A 13389-nucleotide genomic window follows, 5' to 3' on the forward strand; every position below is an offset into this window, starting at 1 on the left:
ATAGCGTTCGAAGCATGACCGAAGCACCCACCCACTCCACGTCCGGCGCGGTCGCCGCCGGACTCGCGACCGTCGCGCCCGACGGTACGGTTCTCGACACCTGGTTCCCCCGTCCCGAGCTCGTCGCCGAGGCCGGGCCGGCCGGCACCGAGCGGCTGAGCGCGGAGCGCGCCGCCGAGCTGCTCGGCGAGGCGGCACCCAAGGCGCTGGGCGTGGACGAGCGCCGCGGCGTCGAGGTCGTGGCCGTCCGTACGGTCATCTCCTCGCTCGCCGACAAGCCGCTGGACGCGCACGACGTCTATCTGCGGCTGCACCTGCTCAGCCACCGGCTGATCCGGCCGCACGGCCTCAGCCTGGAGGGCCAGTTCGCGTACCTGGCGAACGTCGCCTGGACCAACCTCGGCCCCGTCCCGGTCGACGGCCTGGAGGCCGCCCGGCTGGCGGCCCGCGCCTCCGGTACCCATCTGAGCGTCACGAGCGTGGACAAGTTCCCGCGGATGACGGACTACGTGATGCCCAAGGGCGTGCGCATCGGCGACGCCGACCGGGTGCGGCTGGGTGCCCATCTGGCGGAGGGCACCACCGTCATGCACGAGGGCTTCTGCAACTTCAACGCCGGCACCCTGGGCACCTCCATGGTCGAGGGCCGGATCAGCGCCGGAGTCGTCCTCGGGGACGGCACCGACCTGGGCGGCGGCGCCTCGATGATGGGCACGCTCTCCGGCGGCGGCAAGCAGATCATCTCCGTCGGCGAGCGCTGCCTGATCGGCGCCGAGGCCGGTATCGGCATCTCGCTCGGCGACGACTGCGTCGTGGAGGCCGGGCTGTACCTCACCGCCGGCACCCGGATCACCCTGCCCGACGGCAAGATCGTCAAGGCGCTGGAGCTGTCCGGCGCACACAATCTGCTCTTCCGCCGCAACTCGGTGACCGGCGCGGTGGAGGCGCTCCAGCGCAGCGGCTCCTGGGGCGGCCTCAACGAGGCCCTGCACAGCCACAACTGACCCGCCCGGCGCGGCCCGCCCCGCAGGCCGCCCTTCCGCAACTCCCCTGCGCCACCCGTGTGTTCGCGGTGCGTGCCCGCTGTGTACCGGGTTCGTACCGGCCCGGCGGACGGGGCGGGGCGCATGCCCGTAGGCCATAGGCTTACGGGCATGCGCGATCTCGTGGCCGGTGTCCGGTATCTGGGGCGGGGCCAGCGGTGGGTGCTCACACACGGCCGCTGGTTCGGGTTCGGGCTGCTGCCCGCGCTGCTCACACTGGTGCTCTACGCGGCGGCCCTGGCTGCCCTCGGCTTCTGGGCCGACGATCTGGCCACCTGGGCCACCCCCTTCGCCGACGACTGGAGCCCGCCCTGGCCGGGACTGCTGCGCGGCGTCTTCGCCGTCCTGCTGTGGCTGGGGGTGCTGCTGCTCGCCGTGATCAGCTTCGCCGCGGTCGCGCTGCTGGTGGGGGAGCTGTTCTACGAGAAGCTCTCGGAGAAGGTCGAGGAGGCCGAGGGCGGGCTGCCGGACGACATGGTCGAACAGTCCCTGTGGCGGGAGCTGTGGATCGGGCTGTGCGACAGCGTCTACGTGCTCGGCAGAGCGCTGCTGTTCGGTGTTCCGCTGTTCTTTCTCGGCTTTCTGCCCGTCGTCGGCCAGAGCGTGGTGCCGGCGCTCGGATTCTGCGTCTCCGGGTTCTTCCTCACCCTGGAGCTGGCCTCCGTGGCGATGCAGCGCCGCGGCATCGACGTCCGCACCCGGCTGCGGATGCTGCGCGACCGCAAGGCCCTGGCCCTCGGATTCGGGGTGCCGCTGGTGCTGCTGTTCCTGGTACCCGTCGCCGCCGTGTTCCTGATGCCCGGCGCCGTCGCCGGTGCCGCGCTGCTGGTGCGCGACCTGGTGGGCGAGGGCGGTCCGGAGCCCGCTGCCGACGGGGACGAGCCGGCCGCCGCCCCGGCGGGCACGCCGTACGGCCCCGGCGGACCGCACGGCGTGCCGGGCTGAGCGGGCCGGCCCGGCCCGGCCCGGTGGGGGAGTCGGGTCAGTGCGGCCGGATGCGGACCACGGACGGGTCGTGGTCGCTGCTCTGGTCGGCGAACTCGGCGTTGAGATGGACGATGTCGTACTCGGGCCGGCCGGCACCGGGGCTGGTCAGCAGATGGTCCAGGGTCTGTGAGTTGCCGTTGAAGACGTAGCCGTAGCGCTCGTTCGCCGGCAGCCGGTCCATCGGGCTGGTCAGCGCCCCGCCGGAGCGGAGCGCGTCGAGCGCGGGGGAGAACGGGAAGTCGTTGAAGTCCCCGCCCGCGACGACGAGGGCGTCCTTGTCGATCTTCCGTACGTCCCGCACGAAGGAGTTGACGAGCTTCGCCTGCTCGATGCGCTGCGGCTCCGAGTGCCGTGCCGGCGGCTGGAACCGGCCCTCCATCGGCTGGTCGCCCTTGAGATCGCCGCCGCCCTTGGAGCTGAAGTGGTTGGCGACGACGAACACCTTCCGGCCGCGGAAGGCGAACTCGCCCGCCAGCGGCTTGCGGCCGGCCTCCCACGCCGGGTCCTGCGGCGCGATACGGCCCGGCGAGGCGGACAGCGCCGGTGCCCCGTCCCGCTCCTCGACCCGGACGGGGCTGGTCGCGTCGCCCCCGGCCCGCTCGGTGAACGAGACCCGCTCCGGGTTGTAGAGGAAGGCCACACGGATGTTGCCGCCGGGCTGCCCGCCGTCCGCGCCGTCCTCGGGGTCGATCTGCTGCCAGGCGTACGCGGGGCCGCCGGCCGCGCGGATCTCGTCGGTGAGCCGGCGCAGCGTGCCGTCGGCGCCGACCGTGCCGTCGTCCTCGGGTCCGCTGTCGTCCTGCACCTCCTCGACGGTGACGATGTCGGGGGAGGAGAGGTGGGTGACGAGGCCCTCGGCGAGCCGCTCGAACTTGGCGGGTTCGGAGGCGGGGGAGAGGTTCTCGACGTTGTACGTCGCCACGGACAGCTCGTCCCGGTGCTGGGCGCGGGTGCGCTCCCGCTCCAGGCCGCGGTCCTGGTGCCGGCCGAGGGTGGTCGCGCGCAGCGTGTAGCCGCCGAACTTGTCGTAGTCCAGGGGGCCTTCGCTGACGCCGCCCAGTCCATCGCCGACGTTCGCCTGCGGGAACGGGTGGGTGTCGAGCGGCAGCAGCGAGGAGACCTTCAGCCGGGCGCTGTTCTGCTGCTCGTAGGAGCCGTAGAAGGTGCCGCCGCGCGGTGTCGGGTTCTGCCGCGGGTCGGTGGTGACCCACAGTTCGTGGTGCTTCGTCGACGGGCCCGTGACGCGGACGTCGCGCACCGAGACGCGCATGCCCTCCAGCGACTCGTAGCGGTCCAGCGCGTAACGGCCGGGCCGCAGCCGGGAGTTCTCGATGCTCCCGCCGCCGGCCTCGGGCGCGTACCGCTCGGGCACCGACCCCGCGTCGAGCCGGACCGGAGCGGGCAGGCCACCGCGGGCCGCGCCGTCCGGGCGCCACTCCGCGCCGGTCAGCTGGGTGACGCTCTGGTGGCCGGAGTCCTGGCCGCCGGGCCGGAACTCGGTGACGTCGCCGGACACCCGCAGCGCGTCCCCGGGCGCGACCTCGGGGCTCTGCCTGCCGGTGAAGACGAAGATGCCCTCGCTGGTGGCCGGATCGTCGTCGGGCCGGGGGTCCTGCATCCAGAAGCCGCGCGCCGTCCCGAAGTCCCGTACGCCGGTGACCACTCCGGGCACCTCCGACACCCGCTCGCCCTGGAGCGGGGAGAGCCGGGTGGTGCCCTGGATGTCGTGGATACGGACCGGGGCGGCCGCCGCGGAGTGCGGGCCCGGGCCGCCGGGCGTGGCGGCGGACGCGGGCAGGGCGAGAAGCGTGGAGCAGACGGCGCCGACGGTGAGCGTGGCCGTCCGGAACGAGCGCCGGGACGACCGCCCGGGCCGCGCCGGTCCGGCAGCCGGTGCGGGCGGTGCGGCCGGTGCCGTCGTGGCGGCTGTCGCGGCTGTCGGGGCGGTCCGGGCTGTCGTGGCTGCTGTCGGTGCAGTGGGCGCCGTCGGGGCTTCACCGAACGGCCGGTCGGGTCGCGCAGGCAAGGCGAGCCTCCGTGGGGGTAGGGCCGCTCCCGCCGGGACGGCGGCGGAAGGGCGGGGCGGCCGGGCGCCGGAACGGGGCGCCGGCGAGGGCGGGCTGCATTCTGTACCCGTTTCTCTACGCGCGTAAGGTCCGCTGTGGGAACGGGAGTTGTCAAGGATGTGACAGGAACGGGCCCGGGGCGCGCGGGGGCTCGGGAGAGCGCGAGAGGTGTTCGCGCCGGGGAGCGGCGGAGCCGGGGACGGCCGGCACGCTGCCCGGCACCCGCCCGGGACCTGGCTGGAACGCCGTCCGGCACGCTGCCCCGAACGCCGCCCGGAGCGGGCGCGGCGGGGCCCGGTCGCGGAGGGCGGAGTTCCGGTCGGCGCGTGGGCGGTCCCGGCCCGCCGGGGAGGCCGTGGGCGGCCTGCCGACGATCCCGGCGGGCCCGGCTGCGAGCCGTCTACCCTGGGGGCCTTGCACCGTCCTGTACCCCTTGCACACCCCTGCACCTGTAGGAGATGAACTCCCCGATGACCGGTGACGACCGTCCCACCATGCCGCCCGTACGGCTGCCCTCCGATGCCGAACTGGCGCGGGACGCGCTGGCGGCGCCGCTGATGGCCCGCGCGGTACGCCTCACCCGCTGGGCGCGCACCGCGGCCGGCCCCGAGGGCGGCATCCCGGTGGGTGTGGGCGGCGAGCTGCTGTCTGAGCAGCTCAAGCAGGCCGCCGCACATCTCGGCCTGGCCGACGACGAGGACGCGCCCGCCCTCGCCGCCGACGCCTGGAACTTCGCGGTCGACACCGGTCTGCTGGCCGTGGAGGAGGACGAGGAGGCGAGCGGCAGGGACGACGCCGAACCGTCCGCCGACGAGCCGGTCGGTCTGGCCCGGCCCGAGGAGGAGCTGGCCGGGCTCACCGGCGGGGCCGAGGACGGTGTCCCCGCGCCCGCCGAGATCCTGGAGGTGTGGCGCGACGGGCTGGAGACCGTGCTCGCCGACGCGGCCACCCCCAGCTTCGAGGATCTGCTGGGCGGCATCGAGGGCGCCGTCGGCGAGAACGGCGAGATCGACACCGACTCGATCGACCTCGACGCGCTCGACTGGAACCCCGAGGAGGAGTCCGAGTTCCTCGACGGCGCGCTGGGCACCCTGTATCTGCTGACGGTCGGGGACCCGGAGATCGCCGCCGGTGCGATGGTCCCGCTGCCGGTGCTCGCCGCCTCCATGACCGTCCCCGACGGTGTCGACGAGCCCTCCGACGAGGTCCTGGAGGAGATCTCCGCGGTGATGATGCGGCTGGACGACCAGCTGCGCATCCTGGAGCCGACCGGGATCGTCGCCTACCACCCGGTCGACGAGGCGCTTACCCAGGAGGCCGAGGAGGGGGACGAGGCCGCGCTCGGCGCCGAACTCGACGAGGAGGACGTCTCCCGCTACGGCATGGTCCGGCTCACCCCGCTCGGGCTGCACGGCGTGCGCGAACGGCTGCTCGCCGCGGGTGTCGAGGCCCCGCTGGTGGGCGACCTCGCCGGCTCCGGCGCCGATGTGCTCCTCGGCTCGCTGCCCGCCTACACCGAGGAGAACGCCCGCGCCGAGATCGAGTCCTGGCTGGCCGCCCGCACCGCGGCGGACGGGAGCGGGGACGGCGACGGTGAGGGCGGCACGGCGGGGAGCGCGGGCGGCAGCGCCGAGGGAAGCGCCGGTGGTGACGGCGCGGTCGCCGAGCGCACCGTGCGGGCCGCGCGCGAACTGCTGGCCGCCGCGCGCGGGGCGGACGAGGACGGGCCCGTGCGCCGGCTCTCCTGCCAGCAGGCGCTCTCCCTCGCCGGCGCCGCGGCCGAACCCGCGCTCCGCGAGGTCCTGGAGGACCGCCAGCTCGGCGGGCTCGCCCGGGTCTGGCTCACCGAGCACGGGGCGGCGGACGTGCCCCAGCCCGACGAGGACATGATCTTCTGGCTGACGGTCGACACGCTCGCCGCACAGCTGGCGACCGCGGGCGAGGAGCAGGACGAACTCGCCGAGCTGGTACGGGGGTTGGTCGACCAGCACACCGGCTTCTTCGACAAGATCTGGCGCGTCGACCACCCCGCCACGGGTGAGGTCCTGGAGGCCATGGGCCGGCTCCACCCCGACAAGCAGGCGGCGAAGGCCGCCCGGAAGGCGGCGTTCAAGGCCCGCTCCCGCGCGGAGGACTGACCGGACCCCGGACGCCCCGCACCGTCCGGGACGCCTTGGGCCTCCTGGACGCCCAGCTGGCAGCCCTGCCGCGGCTGACCGCCTGCCACGGCCGCGGCCGACGGGCATGTCACCGCCCCGCGCCCGGACCCGGCGCACCGTCCGCCGGGTCCGCGCGCGGGGCGTCCGCTCCTCTCCGGGGGCACGCCCGGCGCACGGCGACCGGAATCCGGGGCACGGGCGTCCACCAGTCGGACACCTCGCCGCCCGCCCTTCTTCGCCGCCCCCTGATTCCACCGCCGTGCCCCCCGGCGCCGCGTACTCGACCGGGCGCTCTCCCGGCAGCGCCCCGGCGCCCCGCAGGCCCGGGGGAAGTACCGCCACCTGCGCTTTTCCTGACCGCGGCGACCGTCGTACGGGCCGTACCCGCCGCGCGTCCGAGCCGCCCGCCGACGAGCGTCGTCTCATGAACGCGTCTCACCATGGAAGATGGAGGGGGTGCGGACGCGCGCGGTCCATTACCGTGGCGCGCATGTTCGGCCCCGCCCGCCTGCTGGCCCTCACGCTCTTCGCGTCCACCGCGTGGAGCGTGGACGACGGCCTCTGTAGCCGCTGACCCACGCGTCGCCCCGACGCACGGACCGCCGACGCCTGCGCACGAGCCGGGCCGCTCGCGCGACCCGCAGCCCCGGCCTCCGCACCGCCCCGCGACCCGACCCGGATCGCCCCGACCGCACATGCCCGCCGGGACGCCCCGACCGGCGCTTCCCACCGGGCCCGCCGCACGACGGGCCGTCTGCCCAACGGAGGGCCGACGGGAGCCGGTTCACTCCGAGTCCGTCCCTGTAGACCCCTGCCGGGTCCGACGGGTGTGTGCGCCGGAGGGCCGCGCGCGGCACCGGCGCGTCACGCGCGGCGTGCGCGGGCGGATGCACCCGGCCGACCGCACCGGGACACCTCCCGGCGCGTCATCGAGGGCCCGACGGGTCAGCTGTCCCCCGGCAGCACTCGATGCCGCACCCGGCGGCCCGGCGGCCCGGAGGTCAGGCAGCCCCGCTGCCCGGCAGCTCGGGAGTCCCGCGGCCCGGTGGCCGGGGGCGGCCCGGGCCGTCGCCCGCCGGATCCGTGCCCGCCCCGCGCCCCGCACCGCCACGTTCCGCCCCTCGCCTGTCCCCGCCCCGTCGTCCCACGGAGGTCTCGTGACGACCGCTCCTCCCGCCCAGCCGCAGCCGGAAAGGCCCGCGCTGCTCTCTCCTCCGCCCACCCGGCTGCCCGCCCCCGAGGCGGCCCCGGCGCCGGCCGTGCGGCGGCTGCCGCTCGCCGTCTCCGCCGCGCTCGGCCTCGTACTGACCGGCTATGTGTGGGCCGTGCACGGTGCGAAGCCGGGCATCCTTTTGCTGCTCGGCATCGGGCTGGGCATCGCCCTGTTCCACTCCCGCTTCGGATTCACCTCGGCCTGGCGGCAGTTGATCGCCGTCGGCAACGGCACCGGGTTGCGGGCACACGCGCTGCTGCTCGGTACGACGGCGGTGCTCTTCGCACTCGTCATCGGCACCGGGACCGGACTGTTCGGCTCGACGCCGGCGCCCAGCGGCGGTCCGCTCGGTGTCGGACTGCTGCTGGGCGCCTTCCTCTTCGCGGTCGGCATGCAGCTGGGCGGCGCCTGCGCCTCGGGCACGCTGTTCGCCGTGGGGTCCGGGCAGAGCACGATCGTGCTCACGCTGGGCGGGTTCATCGCCGGATCGACCCTGGCCGCCTGGCAGTTCGAGCTGTGGCGCGATCTCCCGTCCCTCGATCCGGTGCTCTTCTCCGACCACGTCGGCTGGGCCGGCTCGGCGGCGGTGACGCTCGTGCTGCTGGCGCTCGTGGTGCTCGTCTCGCGCCTGGTGCAGGCCCGGCGCAACCCGCCGCCGGTGGGCGCCCCGCCGAGCGCACGCGGTGCCGCACGGGCGCTGCGCGGGTCCTGGCCGCTGGCCGCCGGTGCGCTGGTGCTGGCGGTTCTGGGCGCGGCCGTGCTGCTCGTGTCCGGCGGTGCGTGGGGTGTGACCAGCGCGTTCGCGCTCTGGGGCGCCAAGATCGCGGGCGCGCTGGGCGCCTCGCCGGAAACCTGGGCGTACTGGCAGGACCCGCACAGCGCACAGCAGCTGGCCGGGCCCGTCCTCGCGGACAAGACGAGCCTCACCGACCTCGGCATCATGATCGGCGCGGCGGTGGCCGCGGCCGCCGGCGGCGTGTGGACGCTGCACCGCGGCGTGGCCTGGCGCACGGCTGTGGCGGCCGTGCTGGGCGGCGTGTTGATGGGCGTGGGGGCGCGGCTGGCCGGCGGGTGCAACATCGGCGCCTATCTCGCCGGGATCGCCTCGGGCAGCCTGCACGGCTGGGTCTGGGGCGGGGTCGCGCTGCTCGGGACCTGGGCGGGGCTGCGGCTGCGCCCGCTGTTCGGGCTGGGGAACCCGAAACCAGGGGACGGTGTGTGCTGATAGCCTCCCCGGCGGCGTCCATCGGGCCGCCCGGCGCCTCTCGCGTCGGGCGGCCTTTCGCATGTGGCCATGTACGTGACCGTGTGTGTGACCACTGCGGATGGGTCGCTGCCGCACGTACGTGACCGCCGTGCGGTGGACCGCTGCCGTCCGGGTGTGCCCGTCAGCGCCGGGGTACGCCTGCCGTGGGCCCGCCCCGCGTTCCCGGCAGGGCCCGTCGCCGTCCGCGTACGCCTGCCACAGGTCCGCCGCTGTGCCGAAGGAGTCGCAGTTCGCAGGTGAGCGTGGCGCCCGAAGGGGAGACCCGTACCGGGGATCCGGCACCGGGAGGCCGCGCGCCGCCGCGTGGGTGCCCCGGTTCCTGGGGCCGTAGGATCAATCAAGCTGCATAACGGTCAAAAGTGTTTAAAGGACGTGAGAGGCGATATGACGGACAGCTCCGGGCAAGAGCCGGCCGGCGGCCGCGCGGGGGGCGCGGCCAAGCAGGTACCGCGAGCCGTCGCAGCGCTGCCGCGCCACGTGCGCGACGACCTGGTGCGACGGCTGCGCCGCAAGGGCCGTCCGTTCGACAAGGGCGACGTCCAGGTCGTCGAGGAGCCGATGCTGAAGCGGGCCGTGACCGCCTCGGCGCTCGGCAACTGCATGGAGTGGTTCGACTTCGGCGTCTACAGCTATCTGGCGGCGACGCTCGGCAAGGTCTTCTACCCGGGGGCCTCGGACGCGGCGCAGCTGCTCGCCTCGTTCGCGACCTTCGCCGCGGCCTTCGTCGTCCGGCCGCTGGGCGGGCTCTTCTTCGGCCCGCTCGGTGACAAGCTCGGCCGGCAGAAGGTGCTGGCCACCACCATGATCATGATGGCCTGCGGCACCTTCGCCATCGGTTTCATCCCCAGCTACGCGAGCATCGGCGTCGCGGCCCCCGTGCTGCTGCTGATCGCCCGCATGGTGCAGGGCTTCTCCACCGGCGGCGAGTACGGCGGTGCGACGACGTTCATCGCCGAGTACTCCCCGGACCGGCGGCGCGGATTCCTCGGCAGCTGGCTCGACTTCGGCACCTTCGTCGGCTACGCGCTCGGCTCGGCGCTGGTCACCGTCCTCAACTTCCTGCTGACCGACAGCGAGATGCTCAGCTGGGGCTGGCGCCTGCCGTTCCTGGTGGCGGGCCCGCTCGGGCTCATCGGCCTCTACATGCGGCTGAAGCTGGAGGAATCCCCGGCGTTCCAGAAGCAGTTGGACGAGCACGACCAGGCCGTGGCCCAGCGGGAGACCAGCCGCCACGAGTTCCGCACCATCCTGGGCACCCACTGGCGTGCGCTGCTGCTGTGCGTCGGCCTGGTGCTGCTCTACAACGTCACCAATTACATGGTCACCGGCTATCTGCCCTCCTACCAGACGGAAGTGCTGCACCGGAACGGCACCACAGCGGATGTGACGGTGCTGGTGGGCATGGTCTGGGTCGTCCTGCTCATCACCTTCCTCGGACGGCTGAGCGACCGGGTCGGACGACGGCCCGTCTACCGATGGGCGGCGATCGCCCAGATCGTGCTGGCCGTACCGGCGTTCCTGCTGTTGCGCAGCGACGGATGGCTGCTGCCGGGGCTGGGCGTGCTGATCCTCGCGACCGTGCTGGCCGGGTTCGCCGCGCCCTCGGCGGCCACGCTGCCGGCCCTCTTCCCGACGAGCGTCCGGTACGCGGCCATGGGCATCGGCTTCAACTTCTCCGTGGCCGCGTTCGGCGGGACGACACCGCTGTTCGCCGAGGGGCTCGTCGATCTGACGGGCACCGGTCTGATGCCCGGCTACTACCTGATGGCCAGCGGTCTGATCGGCCTGGTCGCCGTGCGCTTCATGCCGGAGAGCGCGGGTGTCGCGCTGCGCGGCTCGCAGCCCCTGGTCGGTTCCGAGGAGGAGGCCGAGGAGCTGATCTCCACCTCCCGGCAGCTGCGGACGCTGGGCGCCACCCGGCGCCAGTGACGAGGGACGCCGGGCGCCGACGCGGTCGGGGCCCGGCGCCCGCGCGGCCGCTCAGCGTGCGGACCTGTCCGCGATCCGGTCCCGTACGACGGCGCCGAGCAGGGCGAGCACGCCGACCGCTGTGGGCGCCAGTGTGAGCAGCTCGAACCCGCCGCCGGGCGACTTGTCGACCTTCTCGGTGCTCCACATCACCAGGCAGGTCAGCCCCATCGTCAGGCCGATGCAGCAGGCGAGGAACAGCTGGGCACGGGCCAGCAGGCGTACCCCGGCGCGGGTGCGCGGCCGGTTGACGAAGGGCGAGGTCCGGGCGCCGGGCTCCAGCTCCGACTCGGGCCGCATACGCAGGGAGAACACCGTCACGCCGGTCATCAGGGCGAGGACGCCCGCGTACACGAAGACGGGGAGGAAGACGCTGCCCACGGACTTGGCGGCGTAGGAGTCCACGCCGTCGGTGCCGAGGTGCTGGGGGACCTCGTCCGGCAGATCGGGGTAGACGACGGCGCCCCAGACGACGAGCCCCAGAAGGACGAGCACCCCGGGGGCGAGCCAGAGCCAGGGGAACCCCGGCCTCCCGGCGTCCGCCGTCGGTGCGCTCTTTCCGCCTTGCCCGCCGCGTCCGCCCTGCCTGCCTGGTCCGTCGGGTGCGTCCGCTCGCTCCGGCCCGTCCGGTCCGCCGCTGCCCGGTCTGTGCCGCTCACCTGTCCCCACGAGGGCCCCTCCCCTTGCTTCCCCTTGCCGTTGCCCTTGCTCACATGTACTGCCGCGCCCGGCCGTGCCGTGCGCCGCAGCCGACAGCCAGGGTTGCACGGGTCCGGACGGGCTGTTCGGGCCGGTCGCGCTGCCCGGCCCGGTCCGCGCGTCCCTCCGGAGCCGTTCGGCTCCGCCTCCCCCCGGAACCGTCGAACGATCTTGCGATCGCCTGCCCGGCGACCTCCCGGGTGAAACCCCGTCAGAGCGCCTCGCGGGCCCACACCTCGCGGGTGCCGCCCTGCCACTCGATGACGGAGTCGTCGTCCAGGTCGACCGTCGCCACGTCGATACCGGCCCGGCTGAGGAACTCGATCAGGTCGGTGAGCCCGTAGGCCGTGCCGAGGGTCTCCCCGTGCGCGCTCACCCGGCGGCCTCCGGCGGGGTACGGAGGGTGGACGACGATGGGAGCACTCATAGGACAAGCGTGCGACAGGGCACGCGTGGACGCACGCCGGGAGTACTGTCTGTCCATGGCTGGAGTGCGCCCCGCCGTCCACGGCTTCTGGGAAGCCGACGGCGCGACGAAGACGTTCACGCACGCCCTCGACGAGGACCTGCTCGCCGCGTACCTCCCGCGGGAGTCCCGGATCCTCGACTACGGCTGCGGCTACGGCCGGCTGACCGGCCGGCTGCTGGATCTGGGTTACCCGCGGGTCGTGGGCGTCGACCCGTCCCTGGCCATGATCGAGCGCGGCAGGCGGCTGCGCCCGCGCGCCCCGCTGCGGCACGAGCCCGAGCTGCCGCTGCCCGAGCGGGACGGCTCCTTCGACGCCGCGCTGCTGTTCGCCGTCCTCACCTGCGTCCCCACCGAGGCCGACCAGCGCCTCACACTCGCGGAGCTGGCCCGGCTGCTGCGGCCCGGCGGGGTGCTGTACGTCAGCGAGGTGCCGCTCCAGCGCGACGCGCGCAACGTGGCCCGCTACGAGCGCCACCGGGACGAGGTGCCCGGTAGCCCGTACGGCACCTTCACCACGGACGACGGCGGGTTCTTCCGGCACCACACCCCCGAACAGCTGCGCGGACTGCTGGCCGACCACGGCTTCACCGTCGTCGAGGAGCGCACCGGGACGGCCCCCACCCTGCACGGCCACGAGGTCGAACGGCTCCAGCTCGTGTCCCGCAACGACGCCGACGACGCTGACGACGCGGACGGCTCCGGCGGCTCTGGCGGCTCTGGGCGGCTCTGACGGCTCGGCCTCCTGGCGACGGCGCGCCGCACTCCGGTGAGCAGGAGCGGAAGCAGGCGGGAGAAAGTAGGAGCAGGCAGGAGCGCGGGCGTGGAAGCTCTCCGGGGGCGCCCGCTCGGCAAAGGAACCGCAAAGCCGAGCCGGTCGTTACCCCCGGCATGACGGCAATGACTCCCGGCTCCAACCTCCCGCTGGCCGCGCAGCGCGTGGCGGTGGAGGTGACCGCACCCACCAGGCTCGACGTCTCGGCCCTGCTGCTCGGCCCCGACGGCAAGGTGCGCTCGGACGACGACTTCGTGTTCTACAACCAGCCCAGCGCCCCCGGTGTGACCCACAGCGGCGGCGCCGCCGACACCATCACGGTGGAGACCGGGGCCGTCCCCGCCGACGTCGAGAAGGTCGTCGTCATCGCCAGCCCCGACGGCCCGGGCGCCACCTTCGCGGGCACCGAACCGACGGCCACGGTCCGTGACACGGCCGGTGGTGTGCTCGCCACCTTCACCCCGCCCGGGCTCGGCCCGGAGACGGCGCTCGTCGTCGTCGAGCTGTACCGCAGGAACGGCGCGTGGAAGGTGCGCGCGGTGGGCCAGGGCTACGCCAACGGGCTGGGCGGCGTCGCCTCGGACTTCGGCGTGGACGTGGAGGAGCCCGCCGTCCCGCCGCAGGCGGCGCCCGCTGCCGCGGCACCCGCCCCGGCCGCCGCCGCAGCCGCTCCGGCCCCGTCTCCGGCGGCGGCTCCGCCCCCCGCTCCCGCTCCGTCTCCCGCGGCGCCCCCGCCCCCGGCCGCC

General features: G+C 74.5%; 10 protein-coding genes. 7 read left to right on the forward strand and 3 right to left on the reverse strand.

The genetic code is table 11. The features are described from left to right. Window positions 1-14 precede the first annotated feature (14 nt). Both dapD and SCA03_RS21275 read left to right on the forward strand, forming a co-directional pair. Window positions 15-1004 (forward strand): 2,3,4,5-tetrahydropyridine-2,6-dicarboxylate N-succinyltransferase, encoded by a 990-nt coding sequence (gene dapD, locus SCA03_RS21270; RefSeq protein WP_030881515.1) that lies wholly within the window; start codon window positions 15-17, stop codon window positions 1002-1004. A gap of 150 nt (window positions 1005-1154) precedes the next feature. Beyond that, a complete protein-coding gene (locus SCA03_RS21275) occupies window positions 1155-1988 on the forward strand; it encodes an EI24 domain-containing protein (RefSeq protein ID WP_037866098.1) in 834 nt (277 codons plus the stop codon). A 37-nt stretch (window positions 1989-2025) separates the two neighbouring features. Here SCA03_RS21275 and SCA03_RS21280 read toward each other — a convergent pair whose 3' ends face one another. Continuing rightward, on the reverse strand, window positions 2026-4056 hold the full coding sequence (locus SCA03_RS21280) for a DUF8508 domain-containing protein (RefSeq protein ID WP_158102272.1): 2031 nt from the start codon (window positions 4054-4056) through the stop codon (window positions 2026-2028). A gap of 510 nt (window positions 4057-4566) precedes the next feature. Between SCA03_RS21280 and SCA03_RS21285 the strand changes: the two genes are divergently transcribed. The 3 genes from SCA03_RS21285 to SCA03_RS21295 all read left to right on the forward strand — a co-directional run bounded on the left by SCA03_RS21285 (window position 4567) and on the right by SCA03_RS21295 (window position 10664). Further along, complete coding sequence (locus tag SCA03_RS21285; protein WP_086815119.1) at window positions 4567-6234, forward strand: hypothetical protein; 1668 nt, start codon at window positions 4567-4569, stop codon at window positions 6232-6234. Window positions 6235-7412: 1178 nt separating this feature from the next. Then, a complete protein-coding gene (locus tag SCA03_RS21290) occupies window positions 7413-8693 on the forward strand; it encodes a YeeE/YedE family protein (protein ID WP_030881526.1) in 1281 nt (426 codons plus the stop codon). A gap of 426 nt (window positions 8694-9119) precedes the next feature. Further along, complete coding sequence (locus SCA03_RS21295) at window positions 9120-10664, forward strand: MFS transporter (RefSeq protein ID WP_030881528.1); 1545 nt, start codon at window positions 9120-9122, stop codon at window positions 10662-10664. Window positions 10665-10715: 51 nt separating this feature from the next. Here the strand turns inward: SCA03_RS21295 and SCA03_RS21300 are convergent, their stop codons facing one another. Both SCA03_RS21300 and SCA03_RS21305 read right to left on the reverse strand, forming a co-directional pair. Then, window positions 10716-11198 (reverse strand): DUF1648 domain-containing protein, encoded by a 483-nt coding sequence (locus SCA03_RS21300; protein ID WP_230988839.1) that lies wholly within the window; start codon window positions 11196-11198, stop codon window positions 10716-10718. Between the two features lie 415 nt (window positions 11199-11613). After that, complete coding sequence (locus SCA03_RS21305) at window positions 11614-11829, reverse strand: hypothetical protein (protein WP_030886989.1); 216 nt, start codon at window positions 11827-11829, stop codon at window positions 11614-11616. A gap of 55 nt (window positions 11830-11884) precedes the next feature. Here SCA03_RS21305 and SCA03_RS21310 point away from each other — a divergent pair, with 55 nt between their 5' ends. Further along, entirely contained in the window at window positions 11885-12601 is a 717-nt protein-coding gene (locus tag SCA03_RS21310) for a class I SAM-dependent methyltransferase (protein ID WP_086814938.1), read from the forward strand. Between the two features lie 167 nt (window positions 12602-12768). Beyond that, on the forward strand, window positions 12769-13389 hold a 621-nt coding region (locus SCA03_RS21315), incomplete at its 3' end, for a TerD family protein (RefSeq protein WP_141275572.1).

The sequence above is a fragment of the Streptomyces cacaoi genome, from assembly GCF_006539165.1.
Classification (GTDB): domain Bacteria; phylum Actinomycetota; class Actinomycetes; order Streptomycetales; family Streptomycetaceae; genus Streptomyces; species Streptomyces cacaoi.

What these genes read in the sequence shown, in the direction of transcription:
- SCA03_RS21310 (WP_086814938.1), top strand. Translation starts at nt 11,885, where the DNA reads ATGGCTGGAGTGCGCCCCGCCGTCCACGGCTTCTGGGAAGCCGACGGC.
- dapD (WP_030881515.1), top strand. Translation starts at nt 15, where the DNA reads ATGACCGAAGCACCCACCCACTCCACGTCCGGCGCGGTCGCCGCCGGA.
- SCA03_RS21305 (WP_030886989.1), bottom strand. Translation starts at nt 11,829, where the DNA reads ATGAGTGCTCCCATCGTCGTCCACCCTCCGTACCCCGCCGGAGGCCGC.
- SCA03_RS21275 (WP_037866098.1), top strand. Translation starts at nt 1,155, where the DNA reads ATGCGCGATCTCGTGGCCGGTGTCCGGTATCTGGGGCGGGGCCAGCGG.
- SCA03_RS21295 (WP_030881528.1), top strand. Translation starts at nt 9,120, where the DNA reads ATGACGGACAGCTCCGGGCAAGAGCCGGCCGGCGGCCGCGCGGGGGGC.
- SCA03_RS21285 (WP_086815119.1), top strand. Translation starts at nt 4,567, where the DNA reads ATGACCGGTGACGACCGTCCCACCATGCCGCCCGTACGGCTGCCCTCC.